Source organism: Pelotomaculum propionicicum (assembly GCF_048984525.1).
GTDB lineage: Bacteria > Bacillota > Desulfotomaculia > Desulfotomaculales > Pelotomaculaceae > Syntrophopropionicum > Syntrophopropionicum propionicicum_A.
In genome coordinates this window covers 1-23,061 of record NZ_JBMGJC010000021.1, presented here as the reverse complement: position 1 = coordinate 23,061, position 23,061 = coordinate 1, and the positions used below count along the sequence as shown (strand labels likewise).

Here is a 23,061-nt window from a genome sequence, read left to right as displayed (position 1 = left end):
CCTTTCTCACAAGCATTCCTGCACATGAGGTATGACCCCGATTGGAAGGAACGGGGTCACACCTTTCTCACAAGCATTCCTGCACATGAGGTATGACCCCGATTGGAAGGAACGGGGTCACACCTTTCTCACAAGCATTCCTGCACATGAGGTATGACCCCGATTGGAAGGAACGGGGTCACACCTTTAAACTTGTTATCTCTTGCGTTTCAGATCACATCAAATGACTCAGGTTGTTGACAAAGTCTACATGGTGTAGAATCCCCTTGGCTTATTTTCAATGGACCGTGTCAAGAGTTCTAAGAAGCTTTTTCTCTGACCGTGTCATGAGGACAGTTCTGTTGACACGCTTTTGTATCAAGATTTAATAATAGAAATCGTGTCAACAAAACCGTCCCCAAGACACGCTCCCGCTGCCGCAGCCTGGTTTTCAACACCATGGACTTTGCAGGATGAATTTTGTCACAACCTTTATCGCATCCAAAAGGGTGTGATTTTTTTCATTTGGAGTAATTTATGGTTTTAGGGGGAAAATATAGCCATCTAAATCCTCAAATTTTTAAACAGGAGTCGCAGCCTATGCTCCGTATTTCCAGCAGAGTGAACCGAAAAGCAAAAAAAATAGCATCAACCGGACCCAAAATGGTTCCCCAGCCGCATAATAATATGGAAATCAGCGTCAGCCTTGCACAAAATGAAACCTACCTGCGGCAGGAGTTCGCGAATATTTCAGATATTATTTTTAAGAACTTTAAGGCTGGTGAAATCGAGTGTCTGGCAATCTGGTTCGACGGGCTGATTAACAACCGGGTAAGCCATGATATTTTCCGCGCCCTGATGCTGGACATACCAAAAGGACAACTATTGGAAATACCTGATGAAAAAAGAACTGATTTTTTAAACCAACGCTTTTTGCCGTATCATGACACCCTTCAAATAACCGACTTGGTTGAGTTAAAGCGCTGGGTCTTGATGTCAAAGCTGGTACTGCTGGTGGATGGCTGCCCGGTCGGTTTAATGGTCGACGCCGAAAACAGACCCCAGCGCCCTATATCCGAACCGGTGACCGAACCTACCGTGATTGGGCCGCACGACAGTTTCGTCGAGAATATACGGATAAACACCGCCCTGATCCGAAGCAGGCTGGGTGACGCCAAGCTCAAGTCTGAAGACTTTATCATCGGGCGGCGCACCAACACCCTGGTGACCCTTATGTACGTGGCTGATATCGCCAATCCAAAAATTATAGAAGAAGCCAGGCGTCGGATCAGCAAGATAGACATAGACGGCATCCTTGACAGCTCTTACATTAAAGAGCTGATCCAGGACCGCGGTTTTACTTTATTTCCAATTATGAAGGGTACTGAGAGACCTGACAAGGCTGTGGCCGACCTGCTGGAGGGAAGGTTTGCCCTAGTTGTCGACGGCAGCCCACAGGTGCTGATCGCTCCGTCCCTTTTCATAGAGTTTTTGCAGGCTACCGACGATTACTACAAAAATCCCATATCGGTATGGTTTATCCGTTTTCTAAGGTACCTGTCAATTTTCATTGCCACCAACCTGCCCGGCATATATGTGGCCCTGATTACCTTTCACCACGAAATGATCCCGATACCACTGGTTTTCGCAATTGCCGGGACCAGGGAAACAGTACCCTTCCCCGCTTACTTTGATTCCCTGTTCCTTTTGATTGTCTTTGAGCTGCTCTGGGAATCCAGCATCAGGCTGCCCAGGGTAGTAGGCGCGGCAATCAATATTGTCGGCGCTCTGATCCTGGGGCAGGCCGCAGTCCAGTCCAACCTGGTGTCACCCACCCTGGTCATAGTCATAGCCATAGCAGCCGTAGCCAACTTTGCCCTGGGCTCAGGCTACGAGCTGGCTCTGGCGGTCAGGGTAATCAGGCTGGCCATCTTAACGGCCGGCGGTATCCTTGGCCTTTACGGGATCGCCCTGACGTCCCTGGCCTTCCTGATCCATATGGCCGGCCTGAGGTCGTTCGGGGTGCCATATTTTGAGCCATTTGCGCCCCTGAACCTGAAAGAAATGAAGGACACTCTTTACCGCTCTCCCTTGTGGGGTGTGGAGGACAGGCCGGCGCTGATAGCGGGAAGCGACACTACCAGAGTCAATACACCTCCGCCCTCCCCGCCGGATACCGGTAGTACTTCTGATTCAGGGAGAAAAAAACCTTTCAAGGGAGGCGGCAGATAAATGGAGCCTGGAAAGATTTCCGAGCGGCAGCTTGTTTTTTTAATAACGACTGTGCTCATAACCACGGTGGTATTCTGGATGCCCCAGCTGGGCGCCCGCGCAGTTGCGCAGGATGTCTGGCTTACCGCCTTAATTGCCTCTTTATGGGGCATTCTGTCAGTCCTGGTTATCATCGCCCTGGCCAGGCGTTACCCCGGGCTAACGATAATTGAATACCTTCCTCTAATCCTGGGCAAACCGCTGGGGAAATTCTTCGGGGCTTTATATGCGTTCTGGTTTCTTTCCATAGGCGCTGTCATCATATTTGAATTCGCCCATTTTTTGAATATTACGATCATGCCGAGAACACCCCTGGCGGTATTTATGGTTACTGTCATGGCTCTGTGCTTTTATGCGCTTCGCAGCGGCCTGGAGGTATGGGCCAGGGTCAACGAGATCCTCCTCCCCGTTGTAGTCCTGGCCATGTTGGCGGTGATAGTTTTGCCTTTCGGCAATATGGACCTCAGGCGCCTCCTGCCGATTGCCGACCACCCGCTTGGCCTGTTAATTTCCACTTCCGCCAATTCAGCTTCCTGGCACGGGGAGGTAATTCTCGCCGGTATGTTCATCCCGGCTCTGGCCAGCTTTCGCAGCACCTCCCGCAGCCTTATTATTTCAGTTGTAACCATCGGTTTTATACTGGCGGCTGTAGAAATAGCGTCTGTGGCGGCATTTGGAGGGTTGCTGACCGGCCAGAAGGAATTCCCGTTTTTCAGCCTGGCCAGGATGATTGGCATAGCCAGGGTCTTTGAACGGCTGGAAGTACTGATAGTTATGGCCCTGTTGCTGGGAACTTCTTTTAAAATCTGCGCTTTTCTCTACTGTTCCACTTTAAGCGCCGCCCAGGTCTTTGGTTTCAGGAGTTTTCAATTCCTGCTGCTGCCCGTGTCGGTCTTAATGCTGGCATTTGCACAAAACTTTTTCAAGGGAATCCCCGAGCTGACTGATTTTCTCACAAATGTATGGCCGGGCTACGCGCTGCTGTCATTTGAGCTGGTTATCCCGCTGTTCCTCTACCTGATCGCGATATTCCACCCGTTGAGGCAGGTTAAAGAATCATGAAAAGGATCATTCCAGCGCTGTTTTTATTGATACTGTCCTTACTGCTTTGTGGCTGCTGGGACCGGCGCGAAATAAACGACCTCGGCTTTGTGGTCGGTGTTGCATATGATCAGGCCGAAATTGACGGGAAACCCGGTGTTAAATTAACCGCACAGGTTGCCAACCCCGCAGCCATGTCCGCCGGCCAGGGCGGTACATCCATAACAGGGGGCACAGGCGGAATAACCGGGGCGGGACCTTTCTGGACAGTAAGCGATACGGGAGAAACAATAAGGGCAGCCATATCTAAAATGGAATACCGCATCCCCAAGTACCTTTTTTTGGGTCATGTCCGGGTAAACATTATTAGCGAAAAATTGGCCCGTATTGGTTTAACACCGTTATTGTCTGACCGTTTGACGCGCAGCCGTGAAAGCCGGGATAACAATTTCATGGCCGTATCAAAGGGAGACGCAGGCAGTGTATTAGAACAGAAATCGCCGGTATTCCAGTCGACTGCTCTGGCCTTAAATAGTATTTTCCTGGATAAAGACGGGTGGCAGGGGATCCTGGCGGTGAACATAGCCGATTTCGAGTACCGCTTAAGCACCGGAGTTACCAGCCCGCTGGCGCCGGTAGTGGAAGTTATCCCGCAGGCCAGCCTTACCACTGAAGAAAAAAAAGCCGGGATCACTAATACTGTCGCCATTACCGGCTTGGCCGCCTTCGACCCGGACGGCAGGCTGGTCGATTTCCTGGACGAAAGGGAATCGATGGGACTGATATGGGTAATGAACAGGGCTAAAAACCGCGTGCTGACCATTCCCCAATTTGTTGACGGGACAGAGGAATTTATCAGCCTGAGACAGGTTGAAGCCAAAAGTAAGATCGTTGTAAGCATTGGAGAGGACGGCCTGCCAAGTTTTGAAATAAGAACACAGGCAAGCTTTGATTTGCTTGAGCACTTCGGGACTCACCGGGGATTGTCGGATATAAATTTTATAAATAGCATTGAACAAATGGCCGGCAGCCAGATGATCAATGAAATAGAGGCTGCAGTAAGAAAATCGCAGCAGATAGATACCGATATATTCGGCTTTGGCGAAGAGGTCAGAAGGCAGCACCGCAGAGAGTGGCAGCAGATTAAAGACAACTGGAGGGAAATTTACCCCATAGTAAAGGTGACGGTCGAGTGCCAGGCGCATATCCATGACCGGGAATTAACAGTCGATACGCCCGGGTCACGCCAAGAGGGGGACGGGCAGTGATGGTATATCTTTATATTCTTGCCCTCATGGCGCTGGCAGGCATTGAAGGGAGGCCTTTAATCCGTGAAAAAAAGTGGGCCGAGCTTGTGGTCTTTTCAATATTAACGCTTGCCGGCGCAGCGGTAATTGCCATGAATTCATTGGCCTTTGAACCTTACCGCGTTTCTATGATTATTGATCTTGTATTCCGCCCTTATACCAGTTTTTTTAAAAATATTCTAACCAGTTTTTAGCCACCAAAGTTCAGTTTTATCAGTTCCAGCTCAGATCATACCAATACTGTCTTTATCTAATAATTTAATGAAAAAAGCAAAGCCGGGTTAAGCTTTGCTTTATAAACAGACTTGCCTTAGTATCAGCTCTCCTTTTCAAACTCTTTTTTGCCCGCGCCGCAGACCGGGCATACCCAGTCATCAGGAATATCCGCGAAAGGTGTCCCGGGCGCTATGCCGCCATCCGGGTCACCCACCTCCGGGTCATATACATAACCGCAAACGCTGCACACGTATTTTTCTGACACAGTGCCTTCCTCCTCTTTCTTATTATATGTTGGAGCTGAGGGCGGGACGCTTCCCCTTTTTACCTGCTGGTAGTAGGCGTAAGTCATGGGAATGCCATCACTGAGAATTTCAGCGCCGGTTATCTCGCCCACAAAAACAGTATGCGTGTTGGCGTCAAATTCCTGTATGACCCTGGCTTCCACATACGAAAGGGCGTGTTCAGTCAAATACGGCACGCCGCTGTTTCCAATCTTGTGGCTGACGCCCTCGAATTTATTGATTTCCCTGCCTGATTTAAAACCGAACTGTCCGATCAGGTTCAGGGGCACGTCCTGTGAGAGAATTGACACGGCGAATGTCTTGCTGTCCTTGATGTATTCGTGCGTGAGGTTCTTCTTGTTGATGCTTACCGCGATAGTCGGCGGCTCATTGGAGATCTGAAATACAGTGTTGCCGATCTGTCCGTTTACCTCGCCGCCTTTCTTTGATGTGATCACATAAAGGCCGTAGCTGATGTTGAATAGTGCCTTTGGATCCAATTTAGAAACACCTCTTTTCTTTTGTTTCTAAATATTATCTAATATCTTTATTAATCTTTTCTAATAATTTTCTTATAAATTTCTTATCTTTAGTCTTCAACTCCCCAAAACTCTTCCGCTTCTTTTTCCATTTTTTCAAGCCTGTCATAATAATCCGGAAACTCATTAAGGTGGGCGAGTGCAATTTTTCCGGTTACCATAATGTCGTCGTCGGTGACATTGGTCAAGGAGTCTCGCGTGCCGTGCTCAAGCTCCACGTCCATGCCTCTCCTGAACTGGTCAACGTCAAACTTGTCCCACTTGATGCCGAGTTTTTCCCCGGTTTCCCTTGCCTGTTCTTCGGTAAACCGCTTCTTCATGTTAACTCCTCCCTGCCATATTTGTTTTAATATTTTAAATCACTATTATATAATGCCCTTTTAAAAACAATTTCTCTTAAAAAAGCTGTTTCTTATTCATATTTGCGCAGATTTCTTTTCCAGACTTTGCAGAATTCCTCGTGCCCGGGCCTGGAAAAACGTTTAATTACTAGCGACGCTATGACAACCGCCAGGGCCGGGGCCAGGCCCACATGGGTGATCAGCAGTGAAGACAGTGCTGCCGCCACCGCTTTATCATTTACGCTGAATGCTTCGGTTAATTCCCTCCGGTCAATCATATCGTCAATATCGTCGCCACAAATAAATTTGTATGTCTCCACATTCCAGCGCTTGAAGAGGCGTCTGCCGAACTCACGAGCATTCTCGACAAACTCCATTTCCGGCTCATTGTAGGACACAATCGGGTCAAACATCCCGGCAATCGCCGGGTCGGCGGCCATGGCCCTGGCCGTCATGCCCAGCATCTCATAAAGCTCTTCCTCGTCATATTTCAGGAGTTTCTCTATTACCGGTCGGGCAAGCGTGGTCAGGGTCCCCATGTTTTCCCTCCTAACTCTTGAATACTTTATTTTCCTATTTTCGATAATTAAAGGATTTATCCTTTCCTTTCTAAAATATTATTGTCTCTTATTGCAAATGTACATTTCTGCCTGCAGAAGCAAACACAGGATATCGATGTTTTTTATAACATCGTGAAATAAAAAGGCGCCTTGTTAAAAGCGCCTCAGGTTCTCATCAACTATTTTGAGTATATATTCACCGTGTTTGACGCGGGATCATAATCATACGTGCATCCAAATTCACTGGTAAGGACACTCAGCGGAGCCATGGTTCTTTTACCGGTAATAAAAAGGGGTACGTCAAGCTGTTTTCCAACACCGTTGACAGTATATTCCTTCTTTTTATTAAACATTGTTATTGTAGTATCCCCACGCACGATACTGATCCGGTCCGGTTCAACCCAGGTCACCTGGCACCCCATCGCTTCCGCCAGGTTCCTGAGCGGCACCATTATTTTATAGCCGCTGTTTGATGTTTTAATAATATACGGGTCAACATCGCATGCGACCGGCACGCCGTTTAACAATATATCGGGTGTGTTAGCCATTAATTTTTTTATGTCCTTGCTGTTGGCGCCGGTGAGTACAGGAATTCCGACCTGTACATTTTCATCATTTACAACCCTGGATTTTCCTTCTATAACCAAATCTATAAAATTAAAATTGTTGTTAAAATCATTTGTATCAATACTAAATGTTAAATTTGAATCCTTATCCTTTGCTGTTTGGTTATATTCGCCAGTTATCTGAAAATCTGCATTTATTCTCGTTTCATACTCCTTGACGTTAACATCAAATGAGTATGTGCCGTGCATTCTATCCTTACTGGAGGTGGATTCACTCTTAAAATTAATCTGCCCTTTTATATAGGGCTCACTTCCTATATTCATAAATCCCGTTTCCGGATAGCTCCTTTCGTAAGTCGCATCTTCAGGGACACTTCCGAAATACGCCTTTGCGGACATTACATTTTGCCCGCCGGGCAGAAGTGAAGTCTCTACTATATACTCCTTCAACCTGAAGTTGCCCATTAAAATTTTCAGTTTTTCTTTAGTGTCCGGATAACTTCCGTCTTTAATGCTGTTGTCAATATCACCAAAAATATCTTTCATCATTTTATCAGTATCCTGGCCTGGTCCTGCAGCGACCTTAAGATAGTTTGTCGTCAGTGTGTCAAATCTAACTTTTTCATCCTTTATTTTTTGCAGCACTGATAATGCTACATCTTCAAACCCGGCCTGGTCCAGTCTGAAATATATTTTCTGGTCAGTTAGTGAAACTGAAAAATATTTATCAGGAACAGCTTCAAGGAAAAATATACATAGTTCTTTGAATTCCGGTGAAAGTAATATACTTGTGTCGCTATTAAATCTAATACCAGAGATACTTTCATCTTTCAAATACAAATATTCAGGGATGTTTTTTCCTTTAAACAAATCAGGATCAAAATCTCTCATAACAGATATAATATCGCTCGACATAATCAATGTATCATTATTAAAATACAGTTCCCCATTATGTCTGCCGCTGTTTAAATCTAGAATATAGTTACCTTGAATTTTATTATCGTCTGAATTGACTTTGTAATCTATCTTTAAATTTGAACCGGCCAGGTTGTCTAAAGGCCTGGCAAAACCGGCAAGATAAGCAGCTAAGCCTTTAAAAGTCTTTACTTTAATCTCGGCAGTCCCTGACGCGTTTTTATTAATATCGCCTGGCGGGTAATATTCTTTTAAATTATTGAGCTGTTTCAAAATCAATTGTTTGGCAGTTAAATCAGAGGCCGCGTTAGCTGAAAAAACAATGCCAAAACACATTAAAAAAGCCAGCAGCACAGTTAAATACCTTTTACACTTCATATATCTCCCCCCAAATATATTTTAAGTCTCTATATGTAATAAGCAATTGCTAAATCTATGCACACCTCCCATATTATAATTACTTAAGTATATTTTACCACAATAGGGCTTTGCATGACAGGAAATAACATAAAATATATTCATATCCTTTTGAGGTATAATATATTATTTCAATTTTTTAAGCCTATAAAAGAAAAGACGCTTTTAAAAAAAGCGTCTCAGGTTTCTATATAGTCTATTTATGTTTTATGATTTTACCCGTTAGTTGGAGTATATGTTCACCGTGTTTGTGGCGCTGTCGTACTCAACGGTACAGCCAAGCTCCTCAGCGACAAACCTCAACGGCACCATGGTCCTGTCGCCCATAATAAACGGGGGCGCGTCCAGCTGCTTTTCCTCGCCGTTAACTAAATACCCCGTCTTATTAATAAACATGTTAATAGTCTTATCACCGCGCACAATATTGATCTGGTCCGGCTCAACCCAGCCCACCTCGCACCCGAGGGCTTCCGCCAGGTTCCTGAGAGGCACCAGTATCCTGCTGCCGTTTTCCACCGGGACTATAAAAGGGGCAACATCAAATGCTACCGGCGCGCCGTTTAATATTATGGCAGGAGTGTTGTTCATCATCTTCATCAGGTCCATGCTGTTGGCGGGGGTCAATACCGGGATGTTAACCCGGACCTCAGGGTCGGCCGCGGCGTCCGCATGGCCCTCGATTAAAAGGTCGAGCAAACTGGTACCAGTGTTGTAATCCTGCACATTGATCTTAATTGTATCATTAGATTTTGAAGAAAGGCCGGTCTGGTTAAATTCACCCTGCATCGCGCCGCTGACGCTTATATTCTCCGTACCCGCGTTCGCTTTGAAATCCACTGAATAAGTTCCGCTCAATAAATCTTTGCCGCTGGTGAAATCGGACTTAACAACCACCTGGCCGCTGAACTCAGGCCCGCCGCCCAAGCCAAGGGTCATGTTAAAGCTGTTTTGTCCCGGAGAGATAATGGAAGCCTGGTACTTCAATTCTTTTAACTCAACGATGCCCGCCATCATATTTTTTACTTCCGCGGCAGTGTCAGGGTAGCTGCCATCGTTGACGCCCTGCTCAATGCTTTTTAGCAGTTCGCTCTTGATCATGTCGGCAGCCTGCTGCTGGCCGCCTGACGTGGCCATATAATCAGCCACCAGGGAGGCAAACCTGTCTCTTTCATTGGCCACCTTGCTTAATACCGCGAGCGTCACATCTTCAAAACCGTTTTGGTCCAGGGCGAAGCTAACCTGCTGGTCAACCAGCGATACGGTGAAGTATTTCTCAGGCACCGCCTCGACGAAGAAAACCATCAGTTCTTTTAACTCCGGCGGTATATACTGGCCGCTGTTAAGATTTCCCCACATGGTATTATAGGCCTGGTTGTCCATATAAACATACGGCGGCAGCTCTTTGCCCTCCGGTATGATACCGCTTTGCATACTATTTAACAGTGACAGGAATTCCGTGGTCATGATAAACCTGCCGTTGTCCATGAACATGCCGCCGGAATATTTGGCGCCGTCATAATTAACAATATAATTGATTGCCATTTTGTTCTCAGGGGTATCAAGAGTGTAATCCATTTTCAGATCCGCTCCGGCCAGCTTCGCAACAGGATTTAAAGTTGCAGCGTAAACGCCGCTCAGCGTTTTTATCTGGTAATAAGCGGTGCCCGAGGAGGTTTTGTTAATGTCTCCAGTCGGGATAAAATCAGAGCTCTGCAGCCTGTCGATCAACATTTGCTTGGCCGTAATCTGAGAGGCCGCGCTGGCGGAAAATACCACGCCAAAACAAATAATTACAGTCAGCGCAAGCAAAAAATACCTGTTCTTTTTCATTTTTTTCCCTCCGGATGAACCATATTTTAATCAGTTAACCAATACCCGATAACCTGTTAAATACAGTTCACCTCCCGTTAGTTTTCTTGTATATACTCTAACATAAATAAACCATGTAAAGAACAAATATTAAACATAAAACCTTGTTATATATCAAAAATAACCGCCTGTTTCCACATTTATAAAGCTAAGAGTGGTGTATGGCGGAAGAACAGCCCTGCCCACAACGTAGGGGTAAGTTATTACAGCGGCATACATCTTGTCCGGGTCCGGCGTGGTCAGTTTTACATATACTTTCGCCTGCTCCCAGCTCATTTCTGTCTTTATTATTTCAAGACCGTAGCCCGGATTGGGCTTTTCACCCAGGGCAATAACATACAGGTTGTCCTTATGGTGAACACCCTTAATTAGCTTTACCGAGTCTATAAAAGCTCTCTGTTCAACGCTGAGGACGGTTTCATCAACAACCGTGAAGATATTTGTATTATCAGGCTGAGGGAAATCCAGTTTTTCAGTCATGATGCTAACCGTCCTGTCCGGTTCGTCCCACTGTACGCTAGCGCCCAGGGTTTCAGCTATAAAGCGGAGCGGCACATATAACCGGTTATTAATGAGCTCGGCGCTGGAATCAAGCTTAACTTCGCTGTTGTCAACAGTCGCGGCATTTAGTCCCGGGATAAGAGCGATATTTTTATAACCTGTTATAAATGCTGTAAAGGATTCTTCATCCCATGCCACACTGGCGCCCAGGCCTTCCGCTATATAACGCGCCGGCGCCTTGACCCGCCCGCTGTCATCCATATACGGCGCCGCGTCGGGGAAATACAACTCGTGATTATTAATAATCACCCTGACCGGGTCACTGCTCCTGACAATATTTTCACCCGGAGCTATATCAGCGGCAGCCGCCGCACAGGGGAAAATCACAGGCATTAACGAAACCAATAATATTAACAGCCACGCGTATAAAATATTTTTATGCTTGCACACTTTAATCCCGCCTTTCACATATTTGACGCGCCGGAGGCTGGAAAGGTTTTAACTTTTAAGGTTTAATCGTCATTTCTTAACATTTATAACCATATTTTTATGGACTGAAATAAATCATTCAACCGGCACTTCTATATGCAAAAGCGGCGCGTGCTGCTGCGCCCCGTAAATATCGCTGTCGCCTGCGCTGCCGGAAACAACGGGGCGCACAATTGTCGCTTTGATGGCGTTGGCCTGTTCGAATTCAACAACGCCAATCACTCCATCAACCTCAATACCATACAGCTCTGCGAATAATTTATTGGTAAAAAGTCCGGAACGCCTTGCCAGCTCGAAATTCTCCCTGTCTTTGAAAATAATATCAAGTGTAAGCTCGTAAGGGCCGGAGTTCTTGCTGCGGATAACCCCGGCCATTTCAGCAATCTTAATTTTCCTCATATTTCCCATCCTCTCCTTAAACAATTATTTTACGTTTATTATCTCCATCGGGAAGAGCTCAAAAGGATCGGCCACCTCCATCAGGTGATAGATATTATAATTAAATACCTCGCCTCCTCTGAACTCCGAGGGGGAAAAGGGAAATGCAAGGTTGCCCGCTGTAGCTATACGGCCCGGATAACTGCAGTGCAGCATCGTAGACCGCGCAAAACCGCAGATTGTATCCGCCGTTTCCTGGGTTTTACCTATAACTTCTATGACTATGCCGAGTTCATGAGATAACGTGTCACGCACCGGCTCCAGTTTCCCCATCACTCCGTTTTTGCCGTAAATCTTAAAATTAACTGAATAATCGCTGACCGTACCCTCAAAGTTGTCCCTGGTCCTTTCCTTTACAATCTCGATTACTTTATCAATTTCCCTGATCAAGACCGGGTCCCTGCACCCCGCAATGGTAACCGTCCTGTAGCCGGCCTTTTTTACCCCCTCTAGTTTCACCGTGTATTTCTGTGAAGGGATAAACCGGCTGCCTGTTACCCTTACCCGGTTGTCCGCCACCTGCTCGAACCTTGTCCTTTTCAGGTCCAGGCAACCGCCGGGAAGGGGCAGATATACCGGGTCTGATTTCTCGTATAAAGTGTGGGCGGCCACGGAAGTCACAGTACAGGCTCGGGCCGGGTTTAACGTCTCCACTTCGAAATACCCCGCGCCGATACGTCCCAGCAGGCAGTCGCTGCCGCTTCCCGGTGTGGCGGCGATAGCGCCGCACTCCAAAATCTTGCCCATGTGGATGGCCGGCCCTGGCCTGTAACCGGACCTGATAGCCGGGGCGGCGAAAACCGAGGGGTCGTAAGCGCGTCCGGCGATTACAACCTGCGCGCCTGCTTCCAGCGCCCCCGATAAAGGCTCAATGCCCATCTGCCCGACAATCCTGACCGCGTCGTCCAGGTCTTTTTCTTCCAACGGGGGTACCGGCCCCAGGGGCTTAACTTTATTCCGGCGCAGCGAGTCCCTGATTAGATTACGGTCAACCTCGGCATGTATCACCGCCAACCTGAAATGCAGTCCTTTTTCCTTGGCTATTTCCATAATCAGGTCCACGTCTCTTTTTAAATGCGGCTCACCCCCGCTGCCTCCAGCGCTGCCGATCAGGACTGGGATCTTGTTGGCTGCCGAAGCATCGAGGATCAGTCCGAGATCCCGTTTTACCGAGTCCCTGCCGGTAAAAGACGCACCCGCGCCGAGGTAGTAAGGACCGGGGTCCGTGGACCCCGCGTCCACGGCAATAGCATTCGGCGAACGGCGCAAGCCCTCTTTAAATGAACTTAAAGGAAAGCCATATCCCAAGATAGCTGTGGGAGATAAAATTATAAATTCTTTCAACAGAGCGTCCCCCTTATTTTTCAACCAATTGTTTCAGGTTTTTAATGTGGTTTAAATAATTGCGCCTCTGTTTTCAGGTTATAATACTGAACAGCTTTTTCAAGGTATGGGGCAGGATTCTTCTTCTAGCAGGAGAATACCATTTTTAGACCATTAAATAAAGGGAGAATAACATGAAATATTTAATTTTACTCGGTGACGGCATGGCCGATTTTAAAAATCCGGAGCTGGACGGTAAAACACCTCTTCAATTTGCCAGGACACCGCATATGGACCTGCTCGCTTCAAAAGGTGTCATTGGGACGGCATCCACTGTTCCGCCCGGATACCCCCCTGGCAGCGACGTGGCCAACCTCTCTGTTATGGGCTATGATCCGGCTGAATATTACACAGGGCGCTCCCCGCTGGAAGCAGTGAGCATGGGCGTGGAGCTCGCGCCGGATGACGTGGCCTTTCGCTGCAACCTGGTAACTCTGTCTGATAGCGGTAAATACCCGGAAAAAACAATGGTCGACTACAGTGCCGATGAAGTAACAACACCCGAGTCCGGGGAACTGATCAAAAAAATAAATGGTACCCTCGGCACAAAAGACATAATATTTCACCCCGGGTTCCGCTTCAGGCACCTGCTGGTCTGGAAAGGCGGTCCGGAAGGGGTTGAATTAACGCCGCCCCACGACATATCCGGACGGGTAATTGCCGAATACCTGCCGGAGGGCGAAGGCGGCGCGACACTGCTTAAACTGATGGAAGAAAGCTACAATATTTTGTCCGACCACCCTGTAAACGTAAAAAGGATTGAACAGGGACTCAGGCCGGCCAATTCAGTCTGGTTCTGGGGAAAAGGAAAGAAACCTTCACTGACAAGTTTCCATGAAAAGTACGGCCTCAGGGGATCTGTTATTTCCGCGGTTGACCTGATCAAGGGGATAGGTATATGTGCAGGGCTGGACATTGTTGAAGTAGATAACGTTACCGGCACGGTCGAAACAAATGCCAGCGGCAAGGTGGCCGCTGCTGTCAACGAACTTTCAAAGGGAAAAGATTTTGTTTACCTCCATGTTGAAGCGCCGGACGCCGCGTCGCACAGGGGTGAAACAGAAACGAAAATTAAAGCCATCGAAATGGTGGACGATATGCTGGGCCGGCTTTTAGAAGGAATGGAACAGTTTGACAGCTACAAAGTGATGGTGCTGCCCGACCACCCGACGCCCCTCAGCACCATGACCCACACGGACAAGCCTGTTCCTTTTGTTATATACACCAGCGGGCAGGACAGCAATAACGTAAATGGGGTATATAACGAGGCAGCAGCCGAAAAAAGCGGGCTGTCTTTCGCGGCAGGGCACAAACTAATGGATTATTTTATCCGCGGCGAATAAAATGCGACAGCCGAGAACCGTCCCCCCTGTTTCAAATAAAACTGCAGAGGACAACTCTTTCTGGCTGACGCTTATGGTTGTTGTCCTTGGCGCTTTCGCCGCCATCCTGAACAGCAGCTCGATAAACGTAGCCCTTCCCAAGTTAATGACTATCTTCGGCGTGGCTGAAAATGAAATTGAGTGGATCCTTACCGCCTACATGCTCGTTTCAGGCGTTGTAATACCTATTACCGGGTATTTCAGCGACCGTTTCGGCATCAAACGCGTTTACCTGACAGGCCTCGCTATTTTTGTGGTGGGATCTGTGCTGTGCAGCCTGTCCTGGAGCAACGAGACTATGATCGCCTCCAGGGTTATACAGGGTATTGGCGGCGGCGCCTCTATGCCCGTCAGCATGGCCATTGTCTACAGCATAGTTCCCAGGAAAAAAATAGGCGTTGCGCTTGGAGTCTGGGGCATGGCGGCTGTCTGCGCCCCGGCTGTCGGCCCTACCCTGGGAGGTTACATAATAGACCATTTTAACTGGCGCTTTCTTTTTACCATGAACATCCCGGTAGGTGTGGCCGGCCTGGTACTGTCCTACTTCCTGCTTCCCGAAATACCGTCGCGCGGCGACTCCAAGCTCGACCTGCATGGTGTAATTTTTTCCACGGTAGGCTGCTTTACCCTGCTGCTGGCCCTGAGCCAGGGCTACTCCGAAGGCTGGACCTCGCAATACATAGTAACATTATTTATTATTTCTGCTTTTACCCTGGTCATGTTTGTTATTGTAGAACTGGGACAGGATCAGCCGATGCTTGACCTCAGCCTGTTTAAAAACAGCATTTTTTTAATTAGTGTTGTTATCGGCAGTATTGTTACAATCGGCCTGTTTGGCGGTGTATTTCTAATCCCCATTTTTACGCAAAACCTGATGCTCCTCACCCCGTACCAGACCGGGCTTTTGTTAATGCCCGCGGCTATCGTGACAGCCATAATGATGCCTGTCAGCGGCTTTATTTTCGACCGGTTCGGGGCAAAGCTGCCGACCCTGTCCGGACTTGCATTAGTAGCCTGGGGAACGTGGAAGCTCGGCACAATTAACCTTAATATGAGCAATACAACAATAATCTATTACATGGCTCTGAGGTCGCTGGGCATGGGCCTGTCATTTATGCCTATTACCGCCGCCGGCATGAACACAGTCCCCCAGCACCTTATAGCGCGGGCTTCCGCACTGAACAACGTTATCCGCCAGATCGCCGGTTCCCTTGGAATCGCTGTCCTTACCGCGACAATGCAAAACAGGCAGGCCTTCCACTTCGCCCGCCTGTCCGAAGCTGTCTCAATAGACTCTGCCGCAAGCTCTTTTTTAAGCCAGGTCCAGGGTTACCTGTCCAGCGCCATTGCCGGGACATCTTCGAAAGCTGCCGCTGTCTATGTCCTAAACGCTCTCGTCGCGAGAGAGTCACTGGTCCAGGCTATTGACGACACATTTATCCTGGCAGCGATTATTATAATATTTTCCCTGCCCCTTGTGTTTTTCCTGGGTAAAGCAAAACCAGACGCTAATCCTGAAGCACACCAGGACATCCCATCCAATTCAGTTACTTCAGCACCTGCCAAGTAGGTGCGATTCCAGTCTCAACACTAGCCTGCTTCAATCACTCATTGGCCGGCTGAAGCCGGCCCTGCTGCTGAAAGCCCGCAAGGCACACAAAAAGAGGCCGTTGATACGGCCTCTCAGACTGTCGGCAAAATTGTTTTACAAAGTCCATGGCTTGGAATGGCGGGTTAAAACCCGCCCTACAATGGAATACCTTCGATACACTTACATAGTCCATGGGGGTTGAATCCATCACAATTGAAACGTGAATGAGACGTAGGACTTTAAGATATTCTCAAGGGTTTTAAGACCCGAAAGGAATGCAGTAAATACTCACGACTAACGACTCACTACTCACTACTCACATGCCAGGTTGAATTTTTTATGCAGGGCCCGGACAGCTTTTTTCGCATCCCCGTCATTAATAATGCAGGACACTTTTATTTCGGAGGTGCTTATCATATCAATGTTAATTCCTTCTTTATACAGCGCTTCGAACATCTCCGCCGCCACGCCGGGATTGCTGACCATTCCCGCGCCTACAATGGATACTTTGGCAACCCCTTCGCCATAGGTGTAGCCGTTGGCGCCGATATCCGGCTGAAGCCTGTCTACAACGGCCAGGGCTTTCTTGAGATCACCGTTGGAACATGTAAAGGATATGTCATTCCTCTCGTCCCGCATCGCGCTTTGGATGATCATATCCACGTTAATTTTTTCGTCCGCCAGCGCCTTAAAAAGAGTGTAAGCGATACCAGGCTTGTCCATAACATTAAAGAGCCCGATTTTGGCGACGTTATGGTCGCATACAACACCGGTTACCAAGAGTGCTTTTTCCATGTTTTCCACCTCCTTTACCAATGTCCCGGGATTTATATTGAAGCTGGATCGAACATGCAGAGGCATTTTGTACTTCATCGCCAACTCCACGGCACGGGGATGCAGGACCGCCGCACCCAGGTTCGCCAGTTCCAGCATTTCGTCATAAGATATAACGTCGAGCTTGCGCGCCTCGGGGACAACACGAGGGTCGGTAGTATAAACACCGTCGACGTCAGTATAAATTTCACACAAATCAGCTTTCAGCGCCGCCGCCAGGGCTACAGCAGTGGTGTCAGACCCCCCCCGGCCCAGGGTTGTGATATCGCTGGCCTGGTTAATTCCCTGGAAGCCCGCGACCACGACAATATTTCCCCGGTTAAATTCTTCCCTGACCCGGCTTGTGTCTATTTCCGATATCCTTGCCTTGGTATGGGCGCTGTCTGTTTTTATCCCCGCCTGCGCGCCGGTTAAAGAGATAACAGGCCTGCCGAGTTCTTTAAGGGCCATAGCCAGCAGAGCTATGGACACCTGCTCGCCGGTGGAAAGGAGCATGTCCATTTCCCTGTCCGACGGCGAGTCTGTTATTTCCTTAACCAGGCTGACAAGGTCGTCAGTGGTATCGCCCATGGCTGATACTACCACTGCTACGTCGTGGCCGCTTTCCCTGACAGAGGCCACCCGTCCGGCCACACGGCGGATCCGTTCGGGGTTTGCTACCGAACTGCCCCCGTACTTTTGCACAACTAACATGAACAATCTCCTTTATATAAGATTTAAGACACTTTTTCATTTAACTATTGGCACAAGATAAAATTTATATATTCATCTGTTAGTTATCATGTAAAGCTGTTGCTTCATAATTTATTTAACTTCCAGCGCTCTGGCCCCGATCGGGCTCGGTTTCAGCACCAGGACCCTTGATTTAATACCGTTCTGCTGGAAGGTTTCACCCATAACCCTGGCAATTAGTTCAAAATTTGAATCGGCAAACGCTATCACAGAAGGCCCCGCTCCGCTCAGCGTCACACCTCGCGCTCCCGCAAGCTTGGCCGCCGCCAGTACCTTTTTCAGGCCCGGAATTAAGGGGGAGCGGAATGACTGATGAAGCCGGTCCTCCATCGCCGCGCCTAGCATGCTTAAATCTCCCTGGTGCAGGGCGGCGACAAGCAGTGCCACCCGCCCCACGTTAAAGGCCGCGTCCTGAAACAGCACCTGGGCAGGTATCGCTTCTCTTGATATTTTGGTTACAAGGTTAAAATCAGGTATTGCCACAACACCCTTTAACCCAAAGGGCGGCTCTATTTTTAAATATTTTATTTCACCGTCGTCATCAACTGATACCACTATACCACCAAGTATCGCGGGAGCCACATTGTCGGGGTGTCCCTCGATTGAACTGGCCAGGGTGATCATATCTCTGACGGACAGTTTTCCCCCGGTCAGTATGTTAGCGGCAATTATACCGCCGACGATTGCCGCTGTGCTGCTTCCTAGTCCCCGCGCCACCGGGATCTGGTTGACCAGGCGTATCTTCAGGCCTGCCACAGGGAACCCGGCCTGCATAAAAACACGCCTGGCTGACTGAAAGACCAGGTTGTTTTCATCGCGGGGGATTTCGGCCGCGCCCTCGCCGCATACCTCTATCACCACTCCGCGGGAAGAAGGGATCATTTCGACGACGTTATGGAGTTCCAGGGCCATGCCAAGGCAATCAAAGCCGGGCCCCATATTTGCAGTGGTAGCCGGAACCTGCACACGGATCATCACAGGCAATCCTCCTGTGTCAGCGCTTTATTACAAAAAGTATTAACCTTCTTTACGCCCCTCAACCCTGATTACATTTGACACTTCGTTTACCACCGGCAGTTGTTTAATACCCGTCAGCGCTTCCTGCAGGTTTTTCTCAAGGACTTCATGCGTAATCAAGACAAGCTCGGCTGACTTCCCTGTAGTATGCTGTATCACTGAGGCAAGGCTTACGTCATTGTCGCCAAAAATGTAGGCTATGCTCGCCAGCACGCCCGGTTTGTCGGCCACGTCAAGGCGGACATAATATTCAGTGGAAGTAAGCCCCATAGACTTTACCGGTTTACTCTCAAAACAGGTACAGCCTATCATTCCGGTAGAGCCGTTGACCAGGTTGCGGGCAGCGTTCATCACGTCAGCCGTCACAGCGCTGGCCGTCGGCAGCTCACCCGCGCCGCGGCCGTAAAACATAACGTCTCCTACAGCGTCGCCGGTTACAAAAATGGCGTTGAAGACATCATTGACCGACGCCAGCGGGTGGTTTTTCGGCAGCAGGGTGGGGTGTACTCTAACTTCGATACCCTCCGCGCTGTCCCTGGCGATACCCAGCAGCTTTATCACATAATTCAGGTTTGCGGCGTAAACGATATCTTCGGCAGTGATCCGGGTAACTCCTTCAACATGTACTTGATCCAGAGAAACCCTGGTGTTAAACGCGATAGAAGCAAGGATCGCCAGCTTGCGGGCCGCGTCATAACCCTCCACGTCAGCGCTGGGGTCTGCCTCGGCGTACCCTAAAGACTGCGCTTCCTTGAGAGCCTGCTCAAAACCAAGACATTCATCGCTCATCCTGGTCAGCATATAATTAGTAGTCCCGTTAATTATACCGATTACCTGGGTGATGCGGTTGGCGGCCAGGCACTCCTTCAGGGGCCTGATTATCGGTATGCCGCCGGCGACGCTGCCTTCAAAAAACAAATCGCGTTTGCCCGCGTCCGCCGCCGCAAAGAGCTCTTTGCCGTGCAGCGCTATCATGTCTTTATTGGCAGTGACCACGCTTTTCCCTTTATCCAAAGCTCTTAGTGAATACTCCAGGGCTGGATTTATACCCCCCAGTAATTCCACCACTATATCAATATCCGGATCATTGAGTATATCGTTTATATCAGTGGTAAGCAGCCCTTCCCGCGTTTTAACGCCGCGGTTTTTATCGGTATCGCGTACCAGCACTTTTCTAACCACGATGGGAGCCCCGGTTTTTTTCTCTATCCCGTCTTTGTTGTCATTCAGGATCCTATAGACACCCCGTCCGACAGTACCCATGCCCAGCAGTCCAACACCAATTTCTTTTTGTGACACAACTCTTTCCCCCTTATAAAACAGGTTCTGCCAAACTTCAATATAATTATATGTAAAAAGCTCCTGGTAGACATTATAGCACTGGCTCAGGATTTTCGCACTAACATTAACTTTAAAAAAGAGCCGATTCCCATCCCCAGCAGCATAAAAATAATTGGCAGCCACACAGGTCCAATCAATGCACCCATAACTTTAAACTGCTGCGAATATATAACACCGATAGTCCCCGTGAAAGCAGTAAACGCAAAAGGCAGAAAAGAAAAAGGCGCGCTGCTGGCAGACGCGTCCCGGTATGCGTCCCAAATGGCATACATGTATACGCAGGGATAAAACATCAGCCATTGAAAATCAGTTGTTGCCAGAGACGCGGCGATATCACCTCTGAAACTTGAGATAATGGCCAGGTTTAAATTTGATTTTATGTTGATCAGAAACTCAAAAATAAGTAATACCGCGCCCTTAAAATACTGCCCGTTCAGGAGTTGCCCGAATCCCGGCAGGGCCAAACTCCATAGAACAACTTCAATTCTTTTGTCGTTAGACTGATTTTTGCAAGCCATTGTCTTATCCATTCCCAGAAGATATTTATTGTTATTTTAATTAGCCATCAATAGTGATCTGGTATTATTTTTCCGGCGAAGTGAAAAAATATAATGATTTATTAAGTTTTTAATTAAAATAAATTTATTCTATAAAACAGCAATCTCAAAAATAGTTTTATTTTGGAGGCAAACTGATTGTTTTCCAATATTGAACTTATAATATCTGTGGTATCGGTGGTACTGGCTTTATCAGCGCTGGTATTTATCATAGACTGGCGTTACTTTCGTGACTGGGTAGTTGTATTCTTATATAAATGTGTTTTAGACAGCCTGTGGGGCGCCGCGGTGATAAACACAGGCCGGATAGAATTTCCTTATCGTCAGTTCCCCCAGTTGTATAAAATTAGTCTTTTATTCGATTTCTGGATATTTCCAATCTTGTGCCTGTTATACAACCAGATTACCAGGGAGCGCGGCATCTGGCCGATCCTATATTATGCCGTGCTGTTCAGCGCCGGTATGACTGCGATCGAATACCCCCTGGAGTTGTATACCGACCTGATTGAATACCATACCTGGAGCTGGTTTACCACTTTCTACACTTTGACCATCACATTCCTGTCTTCCAGGGCTTTTATCGCGTTCTACCGTTGGGGCTGCGATCATTTCACCCCAAAAAGAGGTAAGGCATAAAAAGTAAAAACCGGCCAGCAGACCGGTTAAACTAATTAGATTATTATACAAATCAGGCCGCCGGAACCCTCATTGACAATCCGCTGGAGGGTTTCCTGAAGCTTAACCTGGGCGTTTTCCGGCATCCGGTGAATTTTGTTCTGGATACCTTCGCGTACCAGGTCATGCACAGACTTGCCGAAGATTTCAGATTTCCAGATTTTTTGCGGGTTATCTTCAAACTCCTTGAGCATGTACTGTACCAGTTCCTCGCACTGCTTTTCCGTACCGATGATAGGAGTTATCTCGGTGGTGATGTCCGCCTTAATCATATGAAGCGAGGGGGCGCTAGCCTTCAGCTTGATGCCGAAGCGGCTGCCCTGGCGTATTAACTCCGGCTCTTCCAGGATTAGCTCGCCCAGCGTCGGCGTTACGACACCATAGCCGTTATCCCTTACCTCAGCCAGAGCGTTGGATACCTTGTCATATTCTCTTTTAGCCACGCTTAAGTCTTTGACAATGCGGAACAGTTCTTTTTCCCCTTCGATATTAAAGCCGGACTGCTCGCTCAGCACCTGGTAGAAAAGAGACGGGCTGGAAGTTATGCTTATAGCCGCGGAACCGGTGCCGGCATCCATGCTGTGCAGCCTGACCTGGTCCACAAAGTCGTAGTCGGCCAGCGATTCAACCGCGCCGTTTACATCCCTCAGGCGGCGGACATTTTTAACAGTCTCCTGGATTGATTTTTCAAATTTATCGCGGAGCCAGTGCTTAATATCCAGCTCTTCCACCCATGGCGGCAGGTTGATGTTAACCTCGTTCACAGGGAATTCATAAAGCAGTTTTTCCAGTATATTTAAAATATCGCCCTCGGCCATCTGGGCACAGTCAATGGGGATAACCGGAATATCGTACTTCTCGCTCAATTCTGCGGCCAGGTCGGCGGCTTCCTGCCCCGCCGCGTCCGTGCTGTTAAGAAGCATCAGGAAGGGCCTGTTGATGTTTTTCAACTCGTCAACTACTCTTTCCTCCGCTTCAATATAGTTTTCTCTTTCAATATCCGTGATAGAACCGTCCGTGGTTATTACCAGGCCCATGGTTGAATGCTCGGAAATAACCTTTCTGGTGCCCACCTCGGCTGCTTCCTGAAATGGGATAGGCTCTTCAAACCAGGGAGTTGACACCATCCTGGGCCCGTTTTCCTCGTCGTATCCGAGGGCCCCTTCCACCCGGTAGCCGACACAGTCAACCATGCGTATTTTTATATTTAAGTTCGGTGTGACTTGAATTTCAACAGCTTCATTCGGGATAAACTTGGGCTCGGTGGTCATCACTGTCCGCCCTGCCGCGCTCTGGGGCAGCTCGTCTTTTGCCCGCTCCCGGTCGTAAACATTTTGCATGTTGGGGAGTACCATTAATTCCATAAAACGCTTTATGAAAGTTGATTTGCCGGTGCGCACGCCGCCAACCACGCCGAGATACAGATCCCCCCCTGTACGCTCCGCAATATCGCGGAAAAGATCGTTCGTCTCCATATACACACTCCCTCCTTAAAAATTTGACGAGGCAGATCTATATAAAAAAATGCATCCCTCCCCACATACAAAAGCTAATATCAAATCCCTCCGTGAACCTAGTCCACGTCTATTTTTTTCCAGTGGCATACAATAACAGTATATATATATGAGCATGTTGGACGAATATTCCCTTGTTAATTAAAAAACCAAAAAAAATAACCATATTTTCCCTAATCAGCACCACCCCAAAATGGGGTGGTTTGAACCAGCCCTATAAGGGCTTATTACAAGCCAGCGCCTAAAAGACGCTGGCTTAAACTTCGTTCAAGCCATGTGCACTGATTACTTGGCAGAACCCT

The 23,061-nt window shown here is 48.1% G+C and carries 20 protein-coding genes; 7 read left to right on the top strand and 13 right to left on the bottom strand.

All coding sequences use genetic code 11. The features are described 5' to 3' along the window. The first annotated feature begins 600 nt into the window (after nucleotides 1–600). From ACOBQJ_RS16520 to ACOBQJ_RS16505, 4 genes are read left to right on the top strand one after another with little or no spacing between them, the layout of a single operon-like run. Nucleotides 601–2,211, top strand: a complete 1,611-nt coding sequence (locus ACOBQJ_RS16520) for a spore germination protein (RefSeq protein ID WP_421072881.1) — start codon at nucleotides 601–603, stop codon at nucleotides 2,209–2,211. After that, the gene (locus tag ACOBQJ_RS16515) at nucleotides 2,212–3,312 is read left to right on the top strand and encodes a GerAB/ArcD/ProY family transporter (protein ID WP_421072880.1); all 1,101 of its coding nucleotides are present in this window, start codon (nucleotides 2,212–2,214) and stop codon (nucleotides 3,310–3,312) included. Next, nucleotides 3,309–4,559 carry a Ger(x)C family spore germination protein gene (locus ACOBQJ_RS16510; protein ID WP_421072879.1) on the top strand — a complete coding sequence of 417 codons (1,251 nt, stop codon included), beginning with the start codon at nucleotides 3,309–3,311 and terminating at the stop codon, nucleotides 4,557–4,559. The genes ACOBQJ_RS16515 and ACOBQJ_RS16510 overlap by 4 nt, the downstream gene beginning before the upstream one ends. Then, the gene (locus tag ACOBQJ_RS16505; RefSeq protein ID WP_421072878.1) at nucleotides 4,556–4,792 is read left to right on the top strand and encodes a hypothetical protein; all 237 of its coding nucleotides are present in this window, start codon (nucleotides 4,556–4,558) and stop codon (nucleotides 4,790–4,792) included. Before ACOBQJ_RS16510 ends, ACOBQJ_RS16505 begins: the two co-directional genes overlap by 4 nt. Before the next feature lie 122 nt (nucleotides 4,793–4,914). On the opposite strand, the gene rd is transcribed toward ACOBQJ_RS16505, so the two are convergent. The 8 genes from rd to ACOBQJ_RS16465 all read right to left on the bottom strand — a co-directional run bounded on the left by rd (nucleotide 4,915) and on the right by ACOBQJ_RS16465 (nucleotide 13,077). Beyond that, complete coding sequence (gene rd, locus ACOBQJ_RS16500; RefSeq protein ID WP_421072877.1) at nucleotides 4,915–5,598, bottom strand: rubredoxin; 684 nt, start codon at nucleotides 5,596–5,598, stop codon at nucleotides 4,915–4,917. Between the two features lie 89 nt (nucleotides 5,599–5,687). After that, on the bottom strand, nucleotides 5,688–5,957 hold the full coding sequence (locus tag ACOBQJ_RS16495) for a DUF5661 family protein (protein ID WP_421072876.1): 270 nt from the start codon (nucleotides 5,955–5,957) through the stop codon (nucleotides 5,688–5,690). Between the two features lie 92 nt (nucleotides 5,958–6,049). Beyond that, nucleotides 6,050–6,517 carry a hypothetical protein gene (locus tag ACOBQJ_RS16490; RefSeq protein ID WP_421072875.1) on the bottom strand — a complete coding sequence of 156 codons (468 nt, stop codon included), beginning with the start codon at nucleotides 6,515–6,517 and terminating at the stop codon, nucleotides 6,050–6,052. A 200-nt stretch (nucleotides 6,518–6,717) separates the two neighbouring features. Further along, nucleotides 6,718–8,397, bottom strand: a complete 1,680-nt coding sequence (locus ACOBQJ_RS16485) for a stalk domain-containing protein (protein ID WP_421072874.1) — start codon at nucleotides 8,395–8,397, stop codon at nucleotides 6,718–6,720. 261 nt (nucleotides 8,398–8,658) lie between these two features. Next, nucleotides 8,659–10,266 carry a stalk domain-containing protein gene (locus ACOBQJ_RS16480; RefSeq protein ID WP_421072873.1) on the bottom strand — a complete coding sequence of 536 codons (1,608 nt, stop codon included), beginning with the start codon at nucleotides 10,264–10,266 and terminating at the stop codon, nucleotides 8,659–8,661. 153 nt (nucleotides 10,267–10,419) lie between these two features. Next, on the bottom strand, nucleotides 10,420–11,199 hold the full coding sequence (locus tag ACOBQJ_RS16475) for a stalk domain-containing protein (protein WP_421072872.1): 780 nt from the start codon (nucleotides 11,197–11,199) through the stop codon (nucleotides 10,420–10,422). 171 nt (nucleotides 11,200–11,370) lie between these two features. Then, nucleotides 11,371–11,694, bottom strand: coding sequence for a DUF4387 domain-containing protein (locus tag ACOBQJ_RS16470; protein ID WP_421072871.1), 324 nt, complete (start codon nucleotides 11,692–11,694; stop codon nucleotides 11,371–11,373). A gap of 24 nt (nucleotides 11,695–11,718) precedes the next feature. Beyond that, nucleotides 11,719–13,077, bottom strand: coding sequence for an acyclic terpene utilization AtuA family protein (locus ACOBQJ_RS16465; RefSeq protein ID WP_421072870.1), 1,359 nt, complete (start codon nucleotides 13,075–13,077; stop codon nucleotides 11,719–11,721). 173 nt (nucleotides 13,078–13,250) lie between these two features. Between ACOBQJ_RS16465 and ACOBQJ_RS16460 the strand changes: the two genes are divergently transcribed. Beyond that, on the top strand, nucleotides 13,251–14,459 hold the full coding sequence (locus ACOBQJ_RS16460; protein WP_421072869.1) for a cofactor-independent phosphoglycerate mutase: 1,209 nt from the start codon (nucleotides 13,251–13,253) through the stop codon (nucleotides 14,457–14,459). 1 nt (nucleotide 14,460) lies between these two features. Next, nucleotides 14,461–16,068 carry a DHA2 family efflux MFS transporter permease subunit gene (locus ACOBQJ_RS16455; RefSeq protein ID WP_421072868.1) on the top strand — a complete coding sequence of 536 codons (1,608 nt, stop codon included), beginning with the start codon at nucleotides 14,461–14,463 and terminating at the stop codon, nucleotides 16,066–16,068. Nucleotides 16,069–16,401: 333 nt separating this feature from the next. Here ACOBQJ_RS16455 and ACOBQJ_RS16450 read toward each other — a convergent pair whose 3' ends face one another. From ACOBQJ_RS16450 to ACOBQJ_RS16435, 4 genes are all read right to left on the bottom strand, one after another. Further along, a complete protein-coding gene (locus ACOBQJ_RS16450) occupies nucleotides 16,402–17,616 on the bottom strand; it encodes an aspartate kinase (RefSeq protein WP_421072867.1) in 1,215 nt (404 codons plus the stop codon). 111 nt (nucleotides 17,617–17,727) lie between these two features. Beyond that, the gene (gene thrB / locus ACOBQJ_RS16445) at nucleotides 17,728–18,630 is read right to left on the bottom strand and encodes a homoserine kinase (RefSeq protein ID WP_421072882.1); all 903 of its coding nucleotides are present in this window, start codon (nucleotides 18,628–18,630) and stop codon (nucleotides 17,728–17,730) included. Nucleotides 18,631–18,672: 42 nt separating this feature from the next. After that, entirely contained in the window at nucleotides 18,673–19,971 is a 1,299-nt protein-coding gene (locus ACOBQJ_RS16440; RefSeq protein ID WP_421072866.1) for a homoserine dehydrogenase, read from the bottom strand. 86 nt (nucleotides 19,972–20,057) lie between these two features. Continuing rightward, nucleotides 20,058–20,531 (bottom strand): hypothetical protein, encoded by a 474-nt coding sequence (locus tag ACOBQJ_RS16435; RefSeq protein ID WP_421072865.1) that lies wholly within the window; start codon nucleotides 20,529–20,531, stop codon nucleotides 20,058–20,060. Nucleotides 20,532–20,708: 177 nt separating this feature from the next. Here ACOBQJ_RS16435 and ACOBQJ_RS16430 point away from each other — a divergent pair, with 177 nt between their 5' ends. Continuing rightward, nucleotides 20,709–21,206, top strand: a complete 498-nt coding sequence (locus ACOBQJ_RS16430; protein WP_421072864.1) for a CBO0543 family protein — start codon at nucleotides 20,709–20,711, stop codon at nucleotides 21,204–21,206. Nucleotides 21,207–21,241: 35 nt separating this feature from the next. Here the strand turns inward: ACOBQJ_RS16430 and spoIVA are convergent, their stop codons facing one another. Next, complete coding sequence (spoIVA, locus tag ACOBQJ_RS16425) at nucleotides 21,242–22,720, bottom strand: stage IV sporulation protein A (protein ID WP_421072863.1); 1,479 nt, start codon at nucleotides 22,718–22,720, stop codon at nucleotides 21,242–21,244. Nucleotides 22,721–23,061 lie beyond the last annotated feature (341 nt).

Excerpts from the sequence above, each read along its gene's own strand:
- ACOBQJ_RS16435 (WP_421072865.1), bottom strand. The coding sequence starts at position 20,531 with ATGGCTTGCAAAAATCAGTCTAACGACAAAAGAATTGAAGTTGTTCTA.
- ACOBQJ_RS16510 (WP_421072879.1), top strand. The coding sequence starts at position 3,309 with ATGAAAAGGATCATTCCAGCGCTGTTTTTATTGATACTGTCCTTACTG.
- ACOBQJ_RS16475 (WP_421072872.1), bottom strand. The coding sequence starts at position 11,199 with ATGCCTGTGATTTTCCCCTGTGCGGCGGCTGCCGCTGATATAGCTCCG.
- ACOBQJ_RS16485 (WP_421072874.1), bottom strand. The coding sequence starts at position 8,397 with ATGAAGTGTAAAAGGTATTTAACTGTGCTGCTGGCTTTTTTAATGTGT.
- thrB (WP_421072882.1), bottom strand. The coding sequence starts at position 18,630 with ATGATCCGTGTGCAGGTTCCGGCTACCACTGCAAATATGGGGCCCGGC.
- ACOBQJ_RS16470 (WP_421072871.1), bottom strand. The coding sequence starts at position 11,694 with ATGAGGAAAATTAAGATTGCTGAAATGGCCGGGGTTATCCGCAGCAAG.
- ACOBQJ_RS16460 (WP_421072869.1), top strand. The coding sequence starts at position 13,251 with ATGAAATATTTAATTTTACTCGGTGACGGCATGGCCGATTTTAAAAAT.
- ACOBQJ_RS16495 (WP_421072876.1), bottom strand. The coding sequence starts at position 5,957 with ATGAAGAAGCGGTTTACCGAAGAACAGGCAAGGGAAACCGGGGAAAAA.
- spoIVA (WP_421072863.1), bottom strand. The coding sequence starts at position 22,720 with ATGGAGACGAACGATCTTTTCCGCGATATTGCGGAGCGTACAGGGGGG.
- ACOBQJ_RS16490 (WP_421072875.1), bottom strand. The coding sequence starts at position 6,517 with ATGGGGACCCTGACCACGCTTGCCCGACCGGTAATAGAGAAACTCCTG.
- ACOBQJ_RS16515 (WP_421072880.1), top strand. The coding sequence starts at position 2,212 with ATGGAGCCTGGAAAGATTTCCGAGCGGCAGCTTGTTTTTTTAATAACG.
- ACOBQJ_RS16480 (WP_421072873.1), bottom strand. The coding sequence starts at position 10,266 with ATGAAAAAGAACAGGTATTTTTTGCTTGCGCTGACTGTAATTATTTGT.
- ACOBQJ_RS16455 (WP_421072868.1), top strand. The coding sequence starts at position 14,461 with ATGCGACAGCCGAGAACCGTCCCCCCTGTTTCAAATAAAACTGCAGAG.
- ACOBQJ_RS16450 (WP_421072867.1), bottom strand. The coding sequence starts at position 17,616 with ATGTTAGTTGTGCAAAAGTACGGGGGCAGTTCGGTAGCAAACCCCGAA.